12 protein-coding genes are annotated in these 24672 nt (G+C 41.4%); 1 reads left to right on the forward strand and 11 read right to left on the reverse strand.

Annotated elements, in window-relative coordinates:
* Positions 1-8: 8 nt before the first annotated feature.
* The 5 genes from pfkB to AC6I5B_RS12690 all read right to left on the reverse strand — a co-directional run bounded on the left by pfkB (position 9) and on the right by AC6I5B_RS12690 (position 3720).
* The gene (gene pfkB / locus AC6I5B_RS12670) at positions 9-929 is read right to left on the reverse strand and encodes a 1-phosphofructokinase (RefSeq protein ID WP_497773383.1); all 921 of its coding nucleotides are present in this window, start codon (positions 927-929) and stop codon (positions 9-11) included.
* Positions 926-1678, reverse strand: a complete 753-nt coding sequence (locus AC6I5B_RS12675) for a DeoR/GlpR family DNA-binding transcription regulator (protein WP_004611013.1) — start codon at positions 1676-1678, stop codon at positions 926-928. The genes pfkB and AC6I5B_RS12675 overlap by 4 nt, the downstream gene beginning before the upstream one ends.
* A 175-nt stretch (positions 1679-1853) precedes the next feature.
* The gene (gene cysK, locus AC6I5B_RS12680; protein WP_497773384.1) at positions 1854-2786 is read right to left on the reverse strand and encodes a cysteine synthase A; all 933 of its coding nucleotides are present in this window, start codon (positions 2784-2786) and stop codon (positions 1854-1856) included.
* Between the two features lie 14 nt (positions 2787-2800).
* Positions 2801-3235, reverse strand: a complete 435-nt coding sequence (locus tag AC6I5B_RS12685) for an RrF2 family transcriptional regulator (RefSeq protein ID WP_004611015.1) — start codon at positions 3233-3235, stop codon at positions 2801-2803.
* A gap of 56 nt (positions 3236-3291) precedes the next feature.
* Positions 3292-3720 carry an RrF2 family transcriptional regulator gene (locus AC6I5B_RS12690; RefSeq protein WP_004611016.1) on the reverse strand — a complete coding sequence of 143 codons (429 nt, stop codon included), beginning with the start codon at positions 3718-3720 and terminating at the stop codon, positions 3292-3294.
* Between the two features lie 165 nt (positions 3721-3885).
* Here AC6I5B_RS12690 and AC6I5B_RS12695 point away from each other — a divergent pair, with 165 nt between their 5' ends.
* Entirely contained in the window at positions 3886-4086 is a 201-nt protein-coding gene (locus AC6I5B_RS12695) for a cold-shock protein (RefSeq protein WP_004611017.1), read from the forward strand.
* A gap of 145 nt (positions 4087-4231) precedes the next feature.
* Here the strand turns inward: AC6I5B_RS12695 and AC6I5B_RS12700 are convergent, their stop codons facing one another.
* The 6 genes from AC6I5B_RS12700 to AC6I5B_RS12725 all read right to left on the reverse strand — a co-directional run bounded on the left by AC6I5B_RS12700 (position 4232) and on the right by AC6I5B_RS12725 (position 24669).
* The gene (locus AC6I5B_RS12700; RefSeq protein WP_071144405.1) at positions 4232-10687 is read right to left on the reverse strand and encodes a discoidin domain-containing protein; all 6456 of its coding nucleotides are present in this window, start codon (positions 10685-10687) and stop codon (positions 4232-4234) included.
* 287 nt (positions 10688-10974) lie between these two features.
* Positions 10975-17511, reverse strand: coding sequence for an endo-alpha-N-acetylgalactosaminidase family protein (locus AC6I5B_RS12705; RefSeq protein WP_235837168.1), 6537 nt, complete (start codon positions 17509-17511; stop codon positions 10975-10977).
* 40 nt (positions 17512-17551) lie between these two features.
* Positions 17552-22276 (reverse strand): discoidin domain-containing protein, encoded by a 4725-nt coding sequence (locus AC6I5B_RS12710; protein ID WP_497773385.1) that lies wholly within the window; start codon positions 22274-22276, stop codon positions 17552-17554.
* Positions 22277-22472: 196 nt separating this feature from the next.
* Positions 22473-22904: an ACT domain-containing protein gene (locus AC6I5B_RS12715; protein ID WP_022251158.1), complete on the reverse strand. Its 432-nt coding sequence runs from the start codon at positions 22902-22904 to the stop codon at positions 22473-22475.
* A 13-nt stretch (positions 22905-22917) separates the two neighbouring features.
* The gene (locus AC6I5B_RS12720; protein ID WP_071144407.1) at positions 22918-24234 is read right to left on the reverse strand and encodes a phenylacetate--CoA ligase family protein; all 1317 of its coding nucleotides are present in this window, start codon (positions 24232-24234) and stop codon (positions 22918-22920) included.
* 15 nt (positions 24235-24249) lie between these two features.
* Positions 24250-24669 carry an ACT domain-containing protein gene (locus AC6I5B_RS12725; protein ID WP_004611025.1) on the reverse strand — a complete coding sequence of 140 codons (420 nt, stop codon included), beginning with the start codon at positions 24667-24669 and terminating at the stop codon, positions 24250-24252.
* Positions 24670-24672 lie beyond the last annotated feature (3 nt).

Raw genomic sequence — 24672 nt, forward strand, 5'->3', positions numbered from 1 at the left:
CTTCCCTCCTACAATCCAAAGTTCTCTTTTGCTTCGTCTAACAACTTCACAACATCCTCTTTTTCTGCAAGCCATGCCAGAAATGCAGTCGCACTTCCGGTTGCAATTCCCAGTTTAAATGCCTTTTCATAGTCTCCTGTATTCAGATATCCTGTCAAAAATCCTGCAACCATCGAATCTCCTGCTCCGACCGAATTCACCACTTCTCCTTTTGGTGGAAGTCCTTTATGAATCTCCCCATCCTCAGTGATTAGAATTGCTCCGTCGCCCGCCATGGAAATCAGCACATTTCTCGCTCCTTTTTCCTGAAGCTTCTTCGCGTAGGTGATAATCTCCTCATCTGTCTTTAATGTGACACCGAACATCTCTCCAAGCTCATGATTATTCGGCTTGATCAAAAACGGATGGTACTTCAGAACATTCAACAGCAAATCCTTTGTCGCATCCACCACGATACGAACCCCTTTTGTCTGTAGTCTTTCCATGATGCTCTCATAGATATCCTCCGGCAATGTGTTCGGAATACTTCCCGCAAGTACTAAGATATCCCCATTTTGCAGGCAATCCAGCTTTTCAAATAATTCTGTAATCGCCCTGTCACCGATGTTTGGTCCCTGACCATTGATCTCGCTTTCCTCGTTCGAGTTCACCTTCACATTAATGCGGGTCAGCCCTTCCTTCAGCTCAATAAAATCTGTGTAACACCCAAAGTCTGTCAACATCTTTTCCAACTGCTTTCCGGTAAACCCTGCGATAAACCCAAGTGCTTTGCTCTTAAGTCCCAGATTTGAGAGAATAACCGACACATTCACACCTTTTCCTCCAGGAAATATCGCCTCTTTGGTTGTTCTGTTGACTCTCCCAAGTGTCAGGTCATCCACCTGAATCACATAGTCCAAAGACGGGTTAAATGTTACCGTGTAAATCATGCTTCATCCACCTCCACAATGTTTTTGTACTTTTGATAGGTTCCCTGCTTCAGCTTAGTTGTGATTACCTCCGCCTCTTTCAGCTCCGCAAATTTAATAAGCGAAATCTGTCCGATTTTAGAAGAATCTGCAAGAATATATTTTTTCCTGCATTGTCTGAACGCTCTTTCTTTCACAGCAGCTTCATTGAGATCCGGCGTGGTGATTCCATATTCATTGTGAATCCCGTTCGCACCAAAAAATCCTTTTGTGAAATTATATTTTTCCAGGCTTTCCAGTGCTTCCGCTCCGATCAAAGCCTCTGTCTCTTTCTTCAGCTCTCCGCCGAGCAAAAATACTCTGCATCCCTTATGCAGCAATTTTCTTGCATGAGAAATGCCATTCGTCACATAAACTGCTTCCTTTTCCAAAATCTGCTCCACGAGATATTCTGTACTTGTTCCTGCATCGATATAGACAAAATCATCTTTTCTGATCAATCCGGCTGCGTACTTTCCAATCTTTATCTTCTCTTCTCTGTTCAAATCCTGTCTCACAGAAACCGAAGAGTCTTTTGTCATATATTCCATATCGACTGCCGTCGCGCCGCCATGCACCTTAATCAGTTTTTTTCGCTTATCCAGCGTTGTCAGATCCCTTCGTATCGTAGACTCGGAAGTATCCAAAAGCTCTGTCAATTCTGTCACTGTGACACTTTTCTTTTCTTCTACAATATTTAATATCCGGTTAAACCGTTCTTCCGCCAGCATATTTACACCTCTCTTCTAAATCTATTTTAAATTCATTTTCGTTCAAAGTCAATCAATTTCATTCAAAATAGTTCGCAATTTTTCCCTTTATTTTTTATGCATACTGCAAAATCTTTATTGCCGTAAAAAAGCCATTGCAAAGTATCATACTTTACAATGACTTTTTTCTTGAAAATTATACCTCAAATAATGGTGTCGACAAATATCGTTCTCCCGTATCCGGCAATATTGCCACAATTGTTTTTCCTGCATTCTCTTCTCTTTTTGCAAGCTCTATCGCCGTGTGAAGCGCTGCGCCGGATGTAATTCCTATCAGTACCCCTTCTTTGTGGGCAAGCATTCTGGAAGCTGCATATGCCTCGTCATTTTCCACCTGCACAATCTCATCATAAATCTCCGTATTCAAAATCTCCGGAATGAAACCTGCTCCAATCCCCTGCAGACCATGAGGTCCTGGTTTCCCTCCTGATAACACCGGTGATGCCGCCGGCTCCACTGCAATTACTTTCAGCGCCGGATTTTTCTCTTTTAAATACTCCCCGGTTCCTGTAATTGTTCCACCGGTACCGACTCCCGCAACGAAGATATCCACCTTACCTTCGGTATCTTCCCATATCTCCGGTCCGGTAGAAGCGGTATGCGCAGCCGGATTCGCTTTGTTTATAAACTGACCAAGAACAACTGCCCCATCAATCTCTTCTGCAAGTTCTCCAGCTTTCACAATCGCTCCAGCCATTCCTTTTTTCCCGTCTGTCAGAACAATCTCTGCGCCATAACCTTGAAGAAGTTTCCGCCGTTCTACACTCATCGTCTCAGGCATTGTAAAGATTGCACGATACCCCTTTGATGCCGCAATGGACGCAAGTCCAATTCCGGTATTTCCACTTGTAGGTTCGATGATTGTCCCTCCACGCTTAAGGATTCCCTGGCGTTCAGCCTCCTCCACCATATTTTTCGCAACACGGTCTTTTACACTTCCCGCCGGATTAAACAGCTCTAATTTCACCAGGATCTTTGCTTTTAACCCAAGCTCTGATTCGATATTCTGCACTTCTAAAAGAGGTGTATGCCCAATTAATTCCGTTACATTTTGATATACTTTTCCCATAAGTAATTCCTCCTTCAAATAGACTTCTGCTTTCTGTTTTCATCGGCAAATGATGCCATCAACTGCTTCAATGTCTTCTCCTCCAGCAACTGGTTCACCCGTGTATTAATCTGATCCCAGACTAAAGTTTTAATCGCTTCTTGCACGTCATCTGTCCCCTTCTCTTGTGCATATTCATCTACAATCGAGAACTTTCCTTCCAGTACTTCCAAAACTTCTTTCACCGTGATATCATCAGCCTTTTTTGCCAAACGGTACCCTCCGTTCACCCCTTTCAGGCTTTTTACAATTCCAGCCTTCCTAAGCACACTAAAAACCTGTTCCAAATAATTCAATGACAGTTTTTGCCTTTGTGCAATACTTGCCAACGCAATTGGCTCTCCATTGTCATGACCTGCCAAGTCTACCAGCGCCCGCAGTCCATATCTTCCTTTTGTCGATATTTTCATAAGAATTTTCCTTTTCCTACCACTTTGCTAAGTATTACATGTTTTATGTTATACACCTATTCTCCTGCTCTGTCAACTACCTCTTTTGTAATATCTGCCACTGAGACATTCTCCGTAACACCCAAGATTTCTCTCCACATATCTGCCCAGACTCCTCGTGTCAAGCAATCCTCACACGCAATCCCGCAATTCGTCTCTTTTGTCAGACACTCCACCGGTGCAAGCTCTCCTTCCACAGAGCGAAGCACGTCCAAAACAGTAATATCTTCCGGTCTTCTCGCAAGACGATACCCTCCCATTGCTCCTCTTGTACTCAAAATCAGATTCTCATTCTTCATTGCTTTGACAATCCTCTCTAAATACTTTTCAGACAGACCTCTCCGTGCTGCAATATTTTTCAGCCGCTCTAAATGCTCTTCCGAAGAATGCATTGCAAGATCCACAATTATTTCCAATGCATATGTCCCTTTTGTCGAAATTCTCATATTCTATCTCCTTATTTTCATTGTTACGTCTTATTGTAACCTATATTTGTGCATTTTTCATTATATTTTTTCAAAAACATTGACATTTATATAGAATTATGCTAATCTAATTCAATATTACGCAAGTAATACAACTTTATTATTTATTTTTATGGAGGTATCAACATGAACAAAGGTACAGTAAAATGGTTTAACAACCAAAAAGGTTACGGATTCATTTCCGACGAAGCAGGAAACGATGTATTCGTTCACTATTCTGGACTTAACATGGAAGGTTTCAAATCTTTAGAAGAAGGTCAGGAAGTAGAATTCGAAGTAACTGAAGGTGCAAAAGGACCTCAGGCAGTCAATGTCGTAAAACTTTAATCAGAATCAAAATGTAGATGTGCCTTTTATTTATGTTTATGTATATAATATATATTTAATTAATATTTAAAAAGCAATTCTTATGCGAAATGATTAGAAAAGGAGCAGAAGCGGTTTTCCCGCCTCTGCTCTTTTTGATTTTACACTAAGCTTTTTTCTTTTTTACGACTACGCCAGCCATAAGAGCTGCTGCCGCAAAGATTCCCCACAGCATTACATCTGAAGAATCTCCTGTTTTTACACTTCCGTTTGAGCCTGAACCACCTGTAGATGGTTTCTGATTGTTATTTTGTGCACCTTGATTGTTTCCACTTCCATCAATTGGTGCTTTTTTCAATCCACTGACTGCTTTTTCTAATTGTGCAAGTGCTGCATCTACCTGCTCTGCCGTCGCATCTTCATACTCTAAAACTGCTTTCGCTGCATCAAGCGCATTCTTAAATGTTTTCCAGCTGTTTTCTGTATAACCATCATTTTTCAGATCTTTATACTTGTTATATGCTTCTTCCAACTTGCTCCTGTTAACAGGTTTTTCTGCTTCTTTCAGATCGTCTTTTGCTTTCTGCAACGCTTCTTTAGCTGCATCTACTTGTGTCTGATTGCTGTCACTGTTATCTGCAACAATTGCTTTTGCTGCATCAAGCGCATTCTCAAACACTTTCCATGTATCCGCTGTAAAGTCTTCTTCCTTCAGTTCCTCACATACTGTTACAAGCTCTTTAAGGCTGTCTGTATTGCCTCGTTCTTCCAACGCTTCTTTTGCCACTTCTAAAGCTGTTTTTGCTGCATCTACCTTTTCTTGGTCGCTATTGCTGTTATCTTTTATGATCGCTTTCGCTGCATCAAATGCTGTCTGGTAAACACTCCATGTAGAAGTTGTATATACTCCTTCATTCAGTTTCTCTTCTTCGTATGCTTTCACCAATTCTGAAAGTTCTTTTACATCGCCTCGTTTTACCAACGCTTCAATTGCCGCATTCAACGCTTCTGTCTTGGCATCAATTGTATCCTGATCCTGAGCTTCTTCTTTCAACAAGTCTTCCGCCTCATCAAGAACCGCTTTCATTGCATTGTAAGAATCTGTTGTATAAGACTCTTTGACAACCGCCTTTGCATCTGCAATTGCTTTTTCCAGTCTGCTTGTGTCAAGCTTTGGATTCTCCGGAGCCTCCTTCAATGCATTATAAGCATTTTCCAACGCCTCTTTTGCCGCATCCACCTGCGCCTGGGTGCTGTCGCTGTTGTCTGCCACAATTGCTTTTGCCGCATCAAACGCTTCTTTAAATACTACCCATGTGTCATGTGTATAATCTGCTTCTTTTAAATCCTTGTACTTTTCAACCAACGCTTTCAATGCATCTGTATCTCCGCGTTTTTCCAATGCTTTATGTGCATCCTCCAACGCTTTCTTCGCTGCATCTACCTGTGTCTGGTCACTGTCACTGTTGTCTTTAACAATAGCATTTGCCGTGTTCAAGGCTGTCTCATAAGCGCTCCATGTAGAAGTTGTATAATCTGCCTCTTTCAATTCTTCTTTTTCATATGTGTCGATCAATGCTTTCAGTTCTTTCACATCACCTCTTGCAACAAGTGTCTTCATGGCATCTTCCAAAGCCTTGATCATCTGATTCATCGTTTCTGTTGTACCATTTTTCAAAAGTGCTTTTGCCTCTTCGATTTTTGCTAATGTCGCTGCTGCACTTGTCTTTGTACTTTCTGCCACTTTCTTTTCTGCATCTGCAATTGCTTTTTTCAGCGCGTTTGTATCTACCAGTTTGTTTTCTGCGCCTTCCAGTTTCTTCAACATAGCGTCTACTTCGCCCTGTGTCTTTGCTCCAGATGCAACAAGATCATATCCTTCTTTTACAAGTGCTTTAAATGCCGCCGCACTGTCTGTTGTTGCATTTGACGTATCCACTGCTGCTAACACAGTTAATCTCTCAATCAATTTTGTAAGATCAACTGCTGGCACTTCTTCTTTGTCAGGTCTTGTTCCGATCACTTCCATCTCTACGATATGGTTTGTGTCTCCGCCATTTTTCACACCATGCATATACACACGCACAAATCTTGCCTTTGTGTTTTCCGGTAAGTTCCACGACTTACCTTGTGCAGTTTCTTCATATGTTTCATCTTTAACTTCTGTATAATATTTGTCATTCAATCCATGAATTTTCTCTTTATCTGCATTGTATACAACTGTCGCTGTTCCGTCTTTAAAATCAGCTTCTTTCTCTGCAACTAAAATGACAGATGGATCATAAACACGATTCTGATTCCAGTAACGATATAAATTCAATGTATCTACATCGCACACTTCTCCTAAATCAATCTGCATATAAGAAGATTCTGCTTTGTCATCCGCACCAAATTCACCGTAGTTTCCGTTAGTATCTGCCTTGTTGCCATCCACAACCATAGACATCGGTCTGTCTCCGCCTTTGGCTGCATCTGTGTCATCTTTTGTCCATTTAGCTTCTACTTTCACCGAGCTATCTGTTGCAATGTTTTCTACTCCTGCCTTTTCTCCGTAGATTGCAAGATCTGCAACAGTAATCTGCTTATCTACATTCTGAGTTTGCCAATGATGTGATTTTGTACCGCTGATACGTACATATCTTGCCTCTTTTGCTTCAAATGTAATCTCTTCCGGGAAGAATGAGCTGTTATTCTCTTTCACTATTTTTTTCGAAAGATCACGACCACCATCTTCTGTTACTGCTGTCCATGTCTCTCCATCCACGCTTGTCTCCACAATCAGGTTTTTGATATTACCGGTACATTCCCAATAATTGTTCTGCACATTGTCAAAACGTGGTGTATAGTCAACTTGATCCAACTTGTATGTTGCACCCAAATCCACTTTCAGCCAAGCATTTTCATTGTTCACAGTACCCTCTGAAACTTTTTGACTTGTCCAAAACGTTGTATTATTCTTATCTAACACCGTATTCTTATCGCCTTCTTCTGTTCCTGACACTGTGATCATCTCATTTGTCAATTCTAATTTTGAGAACCCTTCTTGGAAGATTTCATCTACTTTATCATAGCCATATGCGGTATCATATACGCCGGCTTTTGAAACATCATTTCCAACTGTAATTGCAGCTTTTTCTACCTTATGGTATCTGTTGCCTTCCTTGTAATCCGAACCTTCCAGACTGCCATCCACATAAAGCTTCAGCATACCGTTATTTTCTTTCACACCGACAACTACATGTTGTTTGCCATCGTTGATCGTTTTACCGGAAACTGCTGTCGCACCATTCAGTGTAAAGGAAGCTTTTCCGTCTGCTGTAACTTTTAATTCATACTGATCATTTTGTTTTACAAGTGTCTGATCCTTGCCTGTTGTATTTACAGATGCAGCCACACTAAATCCGTTATTAGAATTCAATGACTTATCTGCCGCTGCAATTTCTCCGGCTTCTGCAATTTCCTTATTCTCGACAACTACATTGCCCTTGTGATATACAACTGATGCAGATGCTGTCGTCGCATTTCCTGACATATCCTTGATATCTTTTGGCGTCACCGTGATTGTCTTTCCGTCTTCCGGCGCTTTTGTCAAAGTGATATGATATGTTGTGTCGTCCGCGCTCTTTTCAATTGAAGCAATTCCGGAACCATCCACTGCAAAGAGATTTCCAGATACTTTTTCATTGAATTTTACCGTAACTTCACAATTACCGTCTGTCATAATCCGGTCAATCTCAGGTGCTTTTGTATCTTTTTGTGCAGAAACTCGTAAAATACGTACTTCATTTGGTTTCAAATTCACTGTATATTCTTGTCCGTATGTCAATGTTCCCGTCTGAGCAGACTCGTCGGAAAGCTTATAACTATGCTCCAAATAATAATCTAATGTGCCTGCACCTTCAGCAACACCTATAGTTCGGTCAAATGTAAATTTAATTTCTTTATCAGCGGAAGCAGATGGGTTACGAAGTGAAATGATTCCTTCTTTTCCATCAAAGCATGAAAATCCGTACGCTTCTGCTGATGCTTCACTTGAAGAAGCACTTCCCAAAGTTGTATTGTCCGGTCGTCCACCAATCATTTTAGAATTCTTCAGCATATGATAATTTTCTTCCGCCCACTCTAAAAATTCTCCGGTAATCTCATACTTGCCATCTGTCATGATACTGTCAGAATAGTATAGTTCCCAGAAAGCTGTTCCACGTGTAGAAAGCATATATAAGTAGTTCTGGAAATCTTCATCTGTAGCCGTATTCACATTCATTCCGGTTCCTTCTTTTCCATATACCGGATCATGGTTGTAAATGTTCTGCAATGGGAACTGGAACTCATGATTCTTCAGGAAATCATAGTAACATGCATCACGGTAAGTGATCTGCTTGTTCATTTTTGTTGTACCAAAACCAGCATCCTTTTGGTCATGTGTACATTGAATCCATACAGAGTTTGCCCATTGTAAATACCAAGGACTTGGGTTTACATAGCATGTCAATGAAATCCACAGATTATTAATGCCATCCTCTTTTTCACTTTGGCGTACTGCTTCCATAAGATCAATCCATGCTTCCCACAAATCCGTCACATGGTACATCTGATGGTAACCACCCGTCATATGGTGATTCGTCTCGCTATATACCGGAACACCGTCCGCACCACCTGAATTATTAAAGTGATTATACTGTCCTGTATCCGCAAATCCATCCCATTTCCAGTAATTTACCTTGAATCGCTTCTGCCAGTCAATTGCCATATCTTTAAATTTTTCTACGTACACCCGGTCTGCAACATCAATGGAACCGCCGGCTTTGCTTCCATTTCCAGCTTTTTCTATGATATTTGCCAATGTTCCATAGAAGTTATAGCCACCTCTTGGTCCAACCCACACACCGAAATTACTTCCAAACTTCTGCACTAACTCGCTGGATGGTGTCAGTTCATCTGGGAATTTTTCATTGAATGTCCAGAACCCTTCTTTATTAATCTCTGATCCCGATTGCGGATAAGAGCCAGCCCCTAGCGTTCCATCGTTGTAAGCATTCCACCCATCATCCACAACGTAAGAATCCAGCGGACGTACTTCCGCATTGTTCAACTCACGATCAATTTCAATGAAAGATTCCAAAATATTTTCATCGTCAATCTTCATCATGTTGTCGAACCATGAATTATATTGAATTCGAAATTCTGATGGAGTTGCAATCGAATCAATGTAATCATAGAAATCTGCCTGAATAACTTCGTTTTCCGTACTTCTTGCAGCGCCGGCAACTGTCTGCCATGTCACATATTTTCCATCTGTTGTCAGTTGATTATCCTCTTTCATTCTTTCGAATGTTTTTCCGGTATAGTAACGCATATATCCTGTCTCGTCTACAATCTCCGTATCTGCCGCCGGGAATTCACATCCGAAAAACATGCCCTGAATATAGATTGGCTGTCCAAGATTCGCCTTAAACTCTTCCATCTGAACAATTCCACCTTTTCCTCTCGGAATTGTCCACTGTTTATCAGACTCTTCTACTTTCAGAGATTCCAGATCGATATAGTCAATTTCCGCTTTTCCCATATCTTCATCCGGAACTTCAATTTCCAAATATTTACGCATGAAGTGATCCCCTTCATACATAACAACTACTTCGTCGATTGTATACTCTACACCTTTATGTGTATACGGTTCAAAGGAAAACGTCACCTTCTTACCTGTCTTCTTCTCCCCGTTGATAGTTGCTGTTGTATCTTCAACCTTCACGGCATCCTTGCCATCTTCCAGTTGTAAGTCACTTGTCTTAAACGCTCTGTCGTCCGCAACAACCGGCACTTTATCTTTATGTAAATTAAATTCTGCGCCACCCGCAAACTTCTCGCCGTTATTTGACGATGTTGCCACAAACTTAATCTGTGTTGCTGTACATGTTTCCTTTAAGTTCACATAGATCGGGTTGGTGCCATCATACTCAAATTCGCCTTCCGCAATCGGTTCTCCCCATTTATCTGAATTAAAATCAAGTTTTTCCGCCTCTGTAGATGCATACAATTTATAGCCTTTGATGTTTCCGTTTGTCGTCTCACTTTCTTTTCTAGGCGTATATGAAAATGACTGAAACGTCTCAGAATCATCAAATTTGATCACAACATTGTGTGGGTAATCCTGATCGCCCGCACCATTTGTTCCACCACCATAATTACTGTGCCAAATTGTATCAATCTTCCCATCTAACAGATTTGATGCCGGTCCATCAGAAGCGCCTGCCGCGCCATTCTGATAACTGTCCGCCTCTGCTGTCCATCCTTTTCTGTCAATCGGCTCCAAACTAATCGGGTCTTTCTTTTCTTTTGTCGTCTTGACAATAAATTCTTCACTACCTTCTTCCGGTGTAAAGTTAGTCTCTCCACCATCCGTTCTCTTGTTCACAATTTCAGTAGTAGATAACTTTGAATCTGCTGTTGAAAATGTTCTTTCAATGGCATCGTTTCCAATTGTTACGGAATTATCTTTCATCGTAACCTCAACTTTGCCATTTGAGGCATCTGGTTCCTTCGCCTCAGAGACTGATGTTGTGGAGAACGTACTCGTCACGACTACTGCCGCCGCGAGCATGGAACTTAAAAGTTTTCTTTTCATAACCTTCTCCTTTTCCTCTGCAATTCAAACTCCTTTCCAAGTCTTTTGGCAGATTAGATAAATTTGCAGGATTGTTTGTTTTGTAGCAATCATGCACTCTTTTAGTTTAGCACAATTTCATATTTATAGGTATAATATATAAATTTTTCATCATTTTGTATATTTCTCATGTCAAAAACAACTGTTTTAAATTCTCTAATTTTATATTTTTAGTTATTTTTAATAATTTTGTTTAAAAAAGGTTCCAAATTTGGTTTTCACCAAATCCAGAACCTTTTATTGCTTAACTACATTTCATCCTTTTCTTTCTTCTTTTTCGTGCCAAATACAACTGCACCAACTGCCGCCATCAAGCCGATATACCACGCTGTCGACTGCGTATCCCCTGTTTTCACAGGCTCTTTCTTATTTTCTTTTCCTTCATCTTTTGATGATTCCGGATTCGAAACAGTATCCTTTGAAACAACTGTAATTTCTACTCGTCCGGTTTTTCCATTCGAAGAAGTTGCAATTACATATGCTTTTCCTTCTTTTTTCGCAGTCACCGTTCCATCTGGACTCACAGACAAAATATTCTCATCTGATACAGACCATGTCACAGCCTTATCTTTGGCATCTTCCGGCATGATTGTCGCAGATACCTTTGTGGCGGCTCCAACTTTCAATGTGGTTTGTTCCGCTTTCACCACAACCATATCTACCTCTGGCTTTTCTGGTTTTACCGGATCTTTTTCTTCCAGCTTTCCTTGTTCCTCAGTCAATTTCAAAATTGCTTCTGTCACATCTTTTTGTAATATTCTTTCTTCTTTTTTGTATTCTGCCAGCAGTTTCTCAGAAGCAGACAGTGCTTTTTCAAATTCTTTTGTGTTTTTGTACTGATCTAAATCAATATTTCGTGCAGCCTCTACCGCTTCTTCCAACAATTTAATATCTGATTTTGCAGCCAGCGCCTCAAGTGCATCCAAAGCCTTTTGCAATTGTTCTGTGAGCGCATCAATTTTTGCCTGTTCCGTCATAAAATCTTTCAGCAACTCTTCTGCCTCTTCGCATAACTGATCGATGTTGGAGTAATATACTTCTAAATATTTTGTACGCTCCAACTTCTCCGCTTCATCCATCGCTTCCTGCAATTTTGAAAAATCAGAAGCTTTCTGATAAACCGCAAGTTCTGCTGCTGTCGCAAAGTTACCAAATCCCTGCGTCACTTCAAATTTGACATACTGTGCTTCCACTTCATCAAATGTCACTTTTTGAAGTTCTTGTTTATCCGCAAATGTTCCATCCGTTACAATTTTCTTCCATTTATCTGCCTGATTCGACTTGACATACAGATTGTATTTCTGTACTTTTCCATTATTTCCTCCAGCAGGGCGCTGCAAATATGAAAACTGATTAATCGTATATGATTTTCCCATATCAATTGTAATCTCTGCCGGATTGTCTGCCGATACCGTAAACATCGGATTATAACTGCTGTGCCAGATCGTATTTGGATTTTTGTCAAATGCATATTTGACAGGCCCTTCATTATGAGCCGTATTATCTGCCTGTTCTGTGTTTGCTGAAATCTTGAAGTTCTTTGAATCAATTTCCACCGCAGACGGCACCACCGGTCTGCTCAATTTATGTTCCAGCGCAGCCTCCAGACGATCTAATACTTCAAAGTAATCTTTTACCAAAACACCTGTCTGATTTTTCATCTTTTCAAGCGCCGCTTTTGCCTCCTGAATTTCCTTCCAGTCCTTTTCCAGAAAATAGTTTACATCTTCATCCGCCTTTTCAAGCGCTGTGCTTACAAGTTGATTTTTAGAATCTTCTTTTAAAACAATTGCATTATATGCATCTGTTAATTTCTGCGTCGCCTGCAAAATCTCCGTTTCTGTCACTCCCGGTTTTAAGTCAGTTGTTTTTGCTTCACTGTAAGCGCTTAAGAATGTCTGTAATTCTTTTCCATCTACAACAGAATTATTATCTACTCTCTCTGCTTTTGCCATGATTGCCTTTAATGCTGTTCTGTCTACTAATGGATTCAACCTTTCTTTTGCTTCCCGCAAATCGCGAATCATCCAAGCAACCTCTTTCTGGGTCGCCTTGTCTGAATCATATAAAGACTCCGCTTCTTTGAGCGCAGATTGGAACGCCAGCCACTTTTCATCCTGCTTGTAGTCGCTCGCAAGAATACTCTTCATCTCACGAATTACTTTCGAGAGCTGTTCCTTATCCTCAGCTGTTGCATAGGCATCCAGATTTTCCATCGCAGTCTCTAAATCTGTATACGCCTTTTCTATCTCTTCTTTCGAAGCATTTTGATTTTTATGCACTTTCTCAGCTTCTTTCAACGCAGCCTGCATGTTTTCAAAAGACTCTTTTGTATATGCCTTTTCATCTAACGCCTTCGCCTCTTCAATCAGCGCCTCCAGTGTTTCCTGGTTCATAGCGCGAGCCTGTTCCACATAGAAATTGTCTACATAATATTCTGTCGCTGCATTTTTTGTAATATCTACATAGTAATCATCATAATCTCCGGTTGTAAACTTCAATACCAGCTTTCCTTCTTGATCTTTTACCACTTCACTCGCAACCACAGCATGTTGCGCATCATTTTCCTTACTTGCTTTGTCTGATTTCACTGCGAATGTAAACGCATTCGAAGACGGAGATTTATAATCGATTCCTACTGTATACTCTGTATTTGGCTCCAGTCTTACTGTCGAAGGAATCGTTCTCATGTAATCTCCCGCACGTACCTTCAATGAATAGTTGCCATCGATTACATCCGGCGTATATTGCGGATCTACTGCATTCTTCTGTGACAAATGCGACTGGTCAGACTCCGTTGACACAAACACACCATATCCCTGGTCTACATTTTCAAAATCTTCCCAATATGTGTATTTTGCAGGTTCAGGATTTGTCGACGGATTTACTTTCATGACACGTACATCATCAAAATCCACTACCGATTCATCTGTCTTTCCTTCCTCCGCAGCCAAAGTCAACACCGCCTTGTCAGATGTTGCCGTAAAACGAACCTGCATACGTTGTGCATATGTCTGGTATTTGTCATTGTGATGAACACCATATTTTACATTGCTGCTGTCCATATAATTCGCTACAACTTCGTCCCCATTCTCGACTTTGATAGATGCTTTTCTGTCATCATCTGTAATACACCATACCGATGCCGAATAGGTTTGTCCTTTCTCAAGTCCTGTCAGAACCTGCTCCACTTGCCCATCTTTTTTCCCTTTAATGTAAAGATGCGCATTTCCAAGCGAATTATCTTCAATCGTAATATGTTCCACACTTTTTGCCGAAGAAGATTGCTTCCACTCATCAAAATTATAAGAATCAAATCCCATATCTTTTACCGGAGAGCCTGTTGACCATTCCATCGTATCCGATGTTTCAATCTTTTTCGCTTCTTCTTTGTAAAGCACATATCCTGTTTTTGCATCTGCTTTTAACGTCACTTTTCCATCTGTCACAGACACTGTTTGTTTATCGCTTTTTCCATTTTCAGAAAGCTTGTATACCGTAACCTGCGATGCATCTTTCCACGAATTCGGAAGTGACCATGTACTCTCTCCCCCATCGCCATTGTAATGATAAATCTTTCCTTCTGTATCATCGTCTTTTCCCCACGGAATAAATATTTTATTTCCTCTTGCAACTTCTTTTCCGTCTTTCGTGATGACATTGACACCATTTTCCATCTTTGTCACAACTTCATTATTTTCACCAAGCACCGCCTGCTCATTGCTTGTATACTGCATAACCGGATACTGTGCAAGGAACTTGTTCGGAAGTATCTGCTCATAAAAAATCTGCAGTGCATTGTTCATATTTTTCGCCGTCTGCCATCCATTGATCCCAGCTGTATCTGAGTTACGATCCTTCACACCACGGAACAGATCATGCTGCTGAAAAATATCAGACTGATTATTTTCCACAAAACGAACCAGATTTCCTGCCGCTTTCAGATTCGATGCCACTGGCTCCACCTGAATTCCATGTGCGAACACACTGTGCGATGCCATCTCATCCGCATATTCCGTTCCAAGAACGATGTCACGACCCGCAATATTTTCAATCAATTTATACATCGGCCATCTTGTACCAAAGAATACATCCACATAGGTCGAATCTATTTGTCCATTGGTATCTTTGTCATACAACTGTCCGAACCGTCCATCCAGACCATTTTCACTCTTATCCAAATCATCATTTTCACGTATAATCTGTTTTGAAGAATCATACCAGCTCCACGCTGCCTGATCTGTGAACAATCTTCCAAACTGCGGCGATTCCGGATAAATATCCGTATGATTGACATGGATTCCTATCTTGGCATTATATTTTTCAGAGTTTTCAAGTAATGTCTGAAAATCTTCCAAACCTCCGGCACGTTTATTGTAATTTGCAAAATCCGGATGTGATGAGTCGTGCCCTTCACTTTGATATCCTTTGATAATTATATTCTGACCAAATCCATCCATCGCAAGTGACATCTTCTTTACATTGTCTAAAATACGAAGAAACGGATACTGTGCCTCAGACCCCACATTCATTGCAACCATCGTCCATGTATCTGTCACAACATCTGCGCCTGTTTTTCTGGTCATACAGTCATCACGCAGTGCAATTGCACCATCTTGATAATCCACCTTACCGTCTTTGTTGCGATCCGCTGTAATAGCCACTTTCACAGCCGGCTCATACATTACTTCTCCATCCAGACCTCTGTATGTAAACTCATTCACCCAAAGTCCCGTGGAAGTGTGATCCCCCGCATCAAATGTCTGATACGCCACCTCATGCCGATTCTTATAGGATTCTCCTGTCAGAGTTGCCGCCACATTCTGATTACTCAGCACGGCAAGCGTTGTCTCACTGTAAGCATTTGCGACATTTGCTTTTGAAAGTTCTACCTTTGATTCCGAACGATAATCATTTACCGTGAGCATGCCGCCTGCATCCTTGCTCGACATAGAGATCAGACTGTGTTCTGGGAAATTCAAAGTATATAGCTTTGTCTTATCATCTTTGATATTTTTCACATGCATAGACAGTACATTTTCTTTTACTTCCATGATGACATCAAACGAAATCCCTGTTGATTCTTCCGAAACATGATAGGTCGCCTTCGCACCGGAAATATCTGATGTAACCTTCGGTGTGTACAGTTTATTATTCAATTCCACCTGATGTAATGCAAGTTCTTGCCCCTTGACAGTCTGCCCTCCCTCTTTCAAGGTATACTCGACCACTCTTGGGAAATTTGCATCCAGCGTCACTGTCATTTGCTCAGAAGCAATCTCAGCTTCCGACGTGTTTTCCACCACTTCTGGCGCACTTGCTGTCTCCTGTGTAAATCCTTGAATTGTCATGCCTGTACTTTCTGTTGTTCGAAAACCAACTTTTCCGGCATTCGTTGTAAGTCCACCTATCTCTCCATTGTAAATCTCTTCGTTATCCAAAAAGATTGTCACTACATTTTCAACAACTCTTACTTTTACTTTATACGGAACGTCACGTCCGGAAAGTACAAAACCGCTGTCCTCAATCTCTGCAAGTCTTCCGTTCTGATTATAAATCCCCCATTTTGTATAATGTTGGTTATTTTGAGCAGAAGGTCCCACATAAATATAGTCTGTCGGAGATGTATAGCGCAGTACCACGCCATAATTACAGCTATTATTTAGCGGATCATATGTAAATTCCACTTCTTGATTCTTAAGCTCCTTAGAATTTTGATCAATGAACACACCATCTTTCTGAACAGTCACACCATCTTTCCCTGCTTCCAGCACTCCGCTGTCTCCAGAAACTTTTTCAAACCCCTCTGTCCCTTTTGTGAAATCACGATTATAAGAAACTTGTTCTTCTTCCTTTTTGATTTGTATACTGCACGTTTTCTGTTGTCCATCTTCAAATACAAATGTCAAATTTGTGGATGCCGCATCTTTGATCTGTGCAATATATTCTTTTTTTATCGTAACTGTATTGGCATGAAATGTGTAATCTTTGTCCTTTTCTAATGCCACATTCCCACTTTTAATTTCTGTCAGTTGCAAAGACTCCTCAGCAATTGTTACTTTGAAATCTTCTTTTCCGGCTTCCTCATAATCAACTGTAAAATGATCCGGTGTAAGAACAACTTCTTTTGCGATTTCCCCTGTCTTTACATTGTCGATTTTAAAAGCACAATCATAGTTTTCAGACACCTTTCCCCAGAGGCGCATACCGACATTCCCCGCTTTTTCGTTGCTGAACTTGTCGATTTCCTGATTTATGATCTCCACACCATCCTGCAGAACTTTCACGTTGTTTCCGCGGTATTCCACTCGAATTCTATGAGTTTCTCCTACTTTTGTAAAACTTTTAGCCGCAGATGTTACGCTTCCCCACTCACCTGCTCCGTTGAACCAATTCCAGCTTCCACTGTCAATACCGATTCCCTGCCAGTCGTTTTCATTGTTATACCGAAAAATAATTCCCATGCGGCCACCATTGTCTGCTTTCGTCAGAGTCATATCCATCTCCACATAACCGTCTGCACGTTTTTCTGACTGGTTTTCCGAAAAAATCGTATTATCATCTGAGCTTAACACCATATATCCTTTTTCGTTCTCTCCGTCTGTAAACTCGATTTTCCCGTTTCCACTCGCCTTTGACCATCCACCTCTGTTTTGTTCATTTGTAAATTCAACAAATTCCTGCTTTAACGCTGCCTGTACTGTAAAATTCGATAATGGAACTGAATTTGCAAGCATACATGCTGATAATGTCACTACCATACCTTTTTTGACTGTTTTCTTCATTTCTGCCTCCGATTTTTGCTCTTTTAATTTTACTTTTTAATTAATCTCTTTTCTTTTTTCTTCCAATGACAGTTACTCCGGCTGCCGCCATTGCCCCAAGGCACAGTGCGATAGACTGTGGGTCTCCCGTCTTGACAGGATCTTTCTTTTTATCCTCTTCCGGCTTCGTATTCTGAGTCTGATTCTGATTATCTTTTCCATCGTCTCCATTATCCGGTTTTGGATCCGTTTTCTCTTCAACAACCGTAATTTCTACTTTGTCAGTTTTTCCATTGGATGCAGTTGCAATCACATTTGCCTTTCCGATCTTCTTTGCTGTGATCTGTCCGTCTTTATCCACTGTTATCACTGACTCATCAGAAGTTGTCCATGAGACTGTCTGATCTGTTGCATTATCCGGTGTAATCACTGCTTTTGCCGTTGTCGTCTCTCCGACTTTCAATTCCGTCTTATTTACAGTCACTTTGACTGATTCCACTTCTACTTCCCCTGGCTCCGGATTCTCTGGAAGGTCTTTCAGCGTTTCTTCCAATGTCTTCGTTGCAAGATCCACATCATTTTGTTCTGCCAGTGTGTTTTCGTACATTGCCTCTGCTTTCATATATGCATCCATAAAAGCATCATATCCCTTTGCATCTGCAAATGTCAGACCGAACTCTTCGCATTTTTCTTCCGCTGCTTTCACTTGCTCTTTCAGCGCTGTCTTGTCCACTGCCTCATACGCTTCGAATTCCCTCAATTTGAACGTATTGTTTCCATTCAGACTTACTCCCTGCATTTTAATGTAACGTGTGTGAATCGGTTGTGCAAACGTGATTGTATTGACACTTTCTCCATCTACAGTCTGTAAATCTTTCCACACACTTCCATCTTCTGAAATCTGAATCTTAAAACTTTTTGGCGCTCGATCCCATTGCAGTACCAGCTTACTGATATCTTGCTCTTCCAGCATATCTACCGCAAATGCGCTGTCCGCATATGCACCCTCAAAATACGAATCTTTTTCACTCACATCTGTGCCATGCTTTCCATCCAGAGCATTGCCGTCACCATCAATTGCTTTCCAGCCGACACGAAGTTTTTTCCAGTCCACATCCTGATTGCCGTCACCTTTTCGCTGCGCTGTCCCTGCTGCTGTCCCCTGAGACACATTGACTTCTGTCACTTCTTTTTTCTCTGAAACTTCTTTGATTTTTTCCGGTGACAATGCTTTGTTATATACTTTCAAATTTGCAAGTTCACCCTCTATCCCTTTTCCTATAGAAGAAAGCGGAAATACAAATGTCGATAACAGATGCTCATAATCCGTCTCTGAATTCGTAGTTCGCAAAAGTGTCTTTTCTAATTTTCCATCAATGTACAACTTTGTCACCTGCTGCGTCCCGACAATTGTCATCTGCACCGGTTTGTCTGTTGGAATCTGGTAACCAAAGTCCTGTGTAAAGTAAGAACGATTAATCTGCAAGTTCCCTTTGTCATTGATTGACAATCTTCCATCGCGTCCGTCAAAAATATATGTCTCTCCATCACCATTGCCCTCTTTTGCAAGTCGAAGTTCAAATTGTACCGTGTATGGATAATCCATAGATCGAAGCTCCGTTTGCACCTCTGTATCTCCGTTCAGCTGAAGCCACGCTGTCCCAGCTTCTTCTTTTATCTTTGCATCCGAAATATTTCCGTTATATCCATTTCCGCTGGCATCATATACTTTTCCCTCCTTAACATTTGCAAAATCATAATCCAGCACAAGCCCGGTCTCACTGTCTACATCTGCCCCCAAAGACACGCCCGGTCCCTGCTGTAATCTGTCATACTTGAAACTGTACTCTTCAAATGTCTGTGTCTCATCTGTTCCGCCCCATGTCTTTTCACTCAACACTGCTGCCTGACGCATGATACGTTCAAAATTATCTCTTTCTGTCACACCCATATCTGCAATGTCTGCCCAAAGCGCCGTCTTTGCTCCAAGAAGATTCGGCTCTGACTTGCTTACTTTGCTTCCTGTCATCACTGTCGGATCCCAGTTATTGAACACATGCTCCACATTGACAACATCTCGTTTGTCGCGCCCAGGATTTCCATACAGATGGAACGAATCTACATTGACTACTTTATATCCCTGTTCAATTCTATTCGCTGCATTTTCCCATGAATTTGACCAGAAATCAATTTCAATATCGTTATATGCTTTTGCCTGATCTTGATTTTTGAAAAACTGGCTTGTCGATCCCCACATACGAACCTTTTTGTCGTGATCCTTTACATTGTCTGCCATTTTACGGATATACTCCTGTACACCCGGTCGTTCCTGATCATTGATATTCCAGTACTCGTCTGCTCCGATGTTGACCGTGTCACCTAAAAATACATCCTCTTCCAGATACTCATCAAACAATGCATCCATAAACGCAAACGCAGAATCTTTTTTCTCCCCGGTCATCGCAAGCAATTCCCAGTCTTTATCTGCATTGATATTTCCCTTAATTTCCGGAACCGCCTTCTGTGCCTCATCCAAATGATTTCTCACATATTTTGTAAACAGAAGCGAATGTCCCGGAGCATCAATCTCTGAAATCGGATTAATTCCGTAATCCATCGCCAAATTCTGTAAATTCTTGTATTCTTCTTTTGTATATTGCGGCGAGCCGCCAAACACTTCGTTGTAATAGTCGTTCTTTTTCTCCGTCGTCTTAAGGCTTGGGAAGGTATCACTTTCCAGACGGAACATACCTTCTACGTTTTCCCAATGTTCATATTTATCACGGTCTGCATTTCCCGGCACATGTCGGTTATCATTCAGATGAAATTGTACTTCATTAATCTTATAGAACGCCAGCGCTTTCACAATATCTTCCAACGCATCCATTCGGTATGGTGTTCTTGCAATATCAATCATCACTCCACGGACTGCATATTTGGAAAAATCACGGGCAATTCCCTTCGGGAATTTAAATTCATCTTTCTGTGTATAAAATACCTGCTCTAAAGTCATCGCACCGTAAAGACATCCGTTGTATCCATTTCCAATGATGTGGATTCCATCGTCATCTGCCTGCAGAAGATATCCCTCGTCTCCAAGTGTGTATGTATCTTCCACCTCAGACTCAATCAAAATGTCATCTGCATCTGATTCCTGTCCGCTTACAATTGCAAGTTCCATTCCGGTAATCTCTTTCATATCTTCCTGAAACTGTTTTGCAATTTTGTCTGCGCCAAGATTCGCCCCATCTTTCACAATGATGCGTGAATTTTTCGTAAGCTTAAATTCTCCATCATAGCCGTACCATTCCTGAATACTCGGAATCACTTTTGGCTCCGCATTTTGATTTTCTACTTCCGGGAATAAATCAACATGTTTCTGTGTCTTTTTCGGAACTGCTACCTGGAAAGCTTTCTTTGCGACATCCGTCTCATCTTCTTTATTCACAACTTGAAGCATAATCTCCATACTCTTGTAATCGTACATATTGTATGCGCTGATTTTTCCGTCATCTGTGATGACTTGAGGATACTCGCTTCCGATCACATGAATCTCATATCCTTCCGGTACCTGCGGAAGCGGCACTTCTGTCATGTCTGTTGTAATTGTATCCAGACCTTTCACCGTGTCAAGCACTTCTTTTGCACTTTCCGGCTCATACGGTATCGGAACCTGCGTTCCGTTGATTTCAATTTCACGCACAGAGACACTGTTTCCGCCTGCCTGTGTGTTTACCTTGTTAAACTCAAAACGGACATATTTATCCAATTCTTTTACTGTTTTGATAGAATCTACCTTATTCTGTTCTGCACTTGGCTCATGTGTAATATGTGCGACTTCTCTCCAATTATCTGTTTCGCTTGCTCTCGTCTTAATTGTATAGTCTGTAGAAAATACTAATTTAAAGAAAGAAATATCAATGCTTGTGATATCTGTCACATTATTTCCAAGATTTAATTCCAGCCATTGCATATTCTGTTTCTGATTCGCATCTGTTCCTGTTTTCATCTGAGGTGCAGACCATCTTGTCTCTTTATCGCCATCGACTGCTAAATTCGGTGTGCAGGACTCCATTCCAACTTCCACTCCGGATGCCGTGGCACGTTTTCCTTTCGCAATATTTCCGGTAACTGCATCCGGATTTTCTGGTTTTTCCGGCTTGTCCGGCTCACTCAAATCTCCGTACACCTCAAACTCATACACGCCGATTCCACGGCTTGCAGCCTGCGTGTTTCCTGATGTGAAACGCAGACGCAGATAACGGGATACTTCCACCGGTTCCCCATCCTTTGTTACATCTACTTCTTTTATGATATTCGCATCATTGCCGGATGGCATCTCCACAGATTTAATTTCCGTCCATTTCGCATCTTCCGCCTGACTGTCCGATGTCTCAATAACAAAGTTTCCATATAATTTTGCAAAGAATTTCACAGTCACCTTTGAAATTTTTGCTGAGTTTCCGAGGTCGACTTCCAGCCATTCCTCCCGAAACTCCTGAACATCACTGCTCTGCCAGCGGCTGTTGATATTGTCTGTTGTGTTGTCCCCTTTTCCGTCAAACGCCAGTTCCGGTGTTCTTGCAGGATGCTCAGCAGATGCTCCTAATGAGTTTGATGCTCTTGCAGTTCTATTCAGAGCAATATTCGTCTGCTCATTTTCTTTTTCCATCGCCTGTTCTGTCTGAGTATTTTCTGCCGCAACTGATAACATACCAAGACCCGAAAGATTTCCTGCCGAAAGTGCCGCCGCCAATAAGATTGCAATTACCTTTTTCCTTTTCAATTTCTTTTTCCTCTCTTTCCTGACCGCCTCAAGCCATTTCGTTTAGTATAACATATTTTTTCTGTTATAACCATTTATAATTGTAAACTTTCACCTGTATATTTTGTTTTCACTTTATTAGTATGTATATTTTGTATATTTTTCAGTCTTTTCACCAAAAAATAAGGAGCATATCACAATGATACACTCCTTGTTCTTAACAATTTGCCTTGTACGCTTCATCCGCACTCCACACATCGAATCCATTTTCCCGTAAAACATCAACTGCTTTTTCCGGTTCATCTGATTTCAGCACCGCCGAGGCGTCTGCTCCATTGGCAAATGCATACATATATTCCACATTCACTTTTGCTTCCACCAATGCATGCATTGCTTTGCTAAGCGAACCGGTCGCATGTGGCACACGAATTGCAACCACATCTGTCAGCATCGCTGTAATCCCCGCTTCCTTTAAGACCATTCTTCCTTTCATCGGATCTGATACAATCATGCGCAGCATCCCATAGTCTGCAGTGTCCGCAAGACTTAACGCCACAATATTGACATCATTTTTCCCTAATACTGTCAAAACCTCATCAAGACGCCCTTCTCGATTCTCCAAAAATACGGATAATTGTTGAATTCTCATATTTTCCCTCCTCTTAAGATAGATTTCTCTTATCAATGACACGTTTCGCTTTTCCTTCGCTCCGCTCAATTGTCTTCGGCTCAACCAGCTTTACTTTCACTGCCACTCCAAGCGCCTGTTTTAACACTGCACCGATTTTATTTTTCAAACCATCCAACGCACGGATCTCATCCGAGAAGAAACGTTCATCTACTTCCACCATGACAGTCAGCGTATCCATATTGTTCTCGCGGTCAACAATCATCAGATAGTGTGGTGCGACATCTCCACCCATACTTAAAAGTGCAGTTTCCACCTGAGTTGGGAACACATTGACACCACGAATGACTTTCATGTCGTCTGTACGTCCTTTGAATTTTGAAATTCGAGGGAGTGTTCTTCCACATGCACATGTGCTGTGGTCAATGCTCGTCAAATCTTTTGTCCGGTAGCGCAGAAGAGGCATCGCCTCTTTCGTGAGAGTTGTAAAGATCAACTCCCCTGTCTCTCCATCCGCACATGCTTTTCCCGTTGCCGGATCTAGGATTTCCGGATAGAAATGGTCTTCAAAAATATGCAATCCGTTATGATGGATACATTCAAACGCAACACCCGGTCCCATGATCTCACAAAGTCCATAAATGTCAAAGCAATTGATTCCAAGTATGTTTTCAATCTTTTGACGCATCTCCACAGTCCATGGCTCGGCTCCAAGTATTCCCGCCTTTAATTTCAATTTTTCTACAAGTCCGGCTTCCTGAAGTGATTCTGCCAAATGAAGTGCATAGGACGGCGTACATGCGATTGCTGTCGCTCCAAAATCTTCCATACACATCATCTGTCTCTTTGTGTTTCCAGCAGACATCGGAATCGCCATCGCACCTAATTTTCTTGTGCCAAAATCAAGTCCCATTCCTCCGGTAAAGAGACCATATCCATAACAGACATGAATGATATCCTCCTCGGTAAGTCCTGCCATCGTAAGACATCTTGCCACACACTCTCCCCAGAGATCCACATCACTCTGTGTGTAGGATGCAAGTGTCAGTTTTCCCGTCGTTCCGGAAGTTCCCTGTACTCTCGCTACCTGAGATTTCGGAACTGCCAAAAGTCCAAACGGATAGTTTTCTCTCAAATCCTCTTTCGTTGTAAATGGAAGTTTATCGATATCTTCCACTCCTTTGATATCTCCCGGTTCTACTCCAAGCGCTTTCATCTTCTCGTGGTAAAACGTAACATTTTTATATACCCGTTCCACCAGTTTTACCAATCGTTCACTTTGCAGAGCCGTCATCTCATCCCTGCTCATACATTCCACTTTCGGATCTCTGATCCTTTCCTTCCACTCCATCGCACTTCATCTCCTCTATAACTCGTTTTCGTCTACAATCTTCACGTTTGCCTTTTTCAGACTTTCAATCGCTTTGTCAAAATCATCTGTATGGAACACCATGACAGGCGCCAGTCCATCCCGGATAATAAACGAATAAATATAATTGATGTTAATCTTTCCTTCCGCAAGAATCGTCAGCATATTGTTGAGCGTCCCCTTCTTATCTTCCAACTCTGCGCCAAGCACTTCACTGACACGGACAACAAATCCTTTTGATGTCAGATATTCTTTTGCCTCCATCGGTTTGTCAACGATGAGACGCAAAATACCAAACTCCGGTGCATCAAACGAAGACACCGCCCGGATATTGATATGTGCTTCCGTCAACTGACTCGTCACATCCATAAGGCTTCCCGGCCTGTTTTCCACAAATACGGATAACTGCTTAATCATAAG

The organism is Faecalimonas nexilis (genome assembly GCF_059731825.1).

Bases quoted from the DNA above. Each gene is read 5' to 3' on its own strand.
- pfkB (WP_497773383.1), bottom strand. From the start codon at position 929: ATGATTTACACGGTAACATTTAACCCGTCTTTGGACTATGTGATTCAG.
- AC6I5B_RS12675 (WP_004611013.1), bottom strand. From the start codon at position 1,678: ATGCTGGCGGAAGAACGGTTTAACCGGATATTAAATATTGTAGAAGAA.
- cysK (WP_497773384.1), bottom strand. From the start codon at position 2,786: ATGGGAAAAGTATATCAAAATGTAACGGAATTAATTGGGCATACACCT.
- AC6I5B_RS12685 (WP_004611015.1), bottom strand. From the start codon at position 3,235: ATGAAAATATCGACAAAAGGAAGATATGGACTGCGGGCGCTGGTAGAC.
- AC6I5B_RS12690 (WP_004611016.1), bottom strand. From the start codon at position 3,720: ATGAGAATTTCGACAAAAGGGACATATGCATTGGAAATAATTGTGGAT.
- AC6I5B_RS12695 (WP_004611017.1), top strand. From the start codon at position 3,886: ATGAACAAAGGTACAGTAAAATGGTTTAACAACCAAAAAGGTTACGGA.
- AC6I5B_RS12700 (WP_071144405.1), bottom strand. From the start codon at position 10,687: ATGAAAAGAAAACTTTTAAGTTCCATGCTCGCGGCGGCAGTAGTCGTG.
- AC6I5B_RS12705 (WP_235837168.1), bottom strand. From the start codon at position 17,511: ATGAAGAAAACAGTCAAAAAAGGTATGGTAGTGACATTATCAGCATGT.
- AC6I5B_RS12715 (WP_022251158.1), bottom strand. From the start codon at position 22,904: ATGAGAATTCAACAATTATCCGTATTTTTGGAGAATCGAGAAGGGCGT.
- AC6I5B_RS12720 (WP_071144407.1), bottom strand. From the start codon at position 24,234: ATGGAGTGGAAGGAAAGGATCAGAGATCCGAAAGTGGAATGTATGAGC.
- AC6I5B_RS12725 (WP_004611025.1), bottom strand. From the start codon at position 24,669: ATGATTAAGCAGTTATCCGTATTTGTGGAAAACAGGCCGGGAAGCCTT.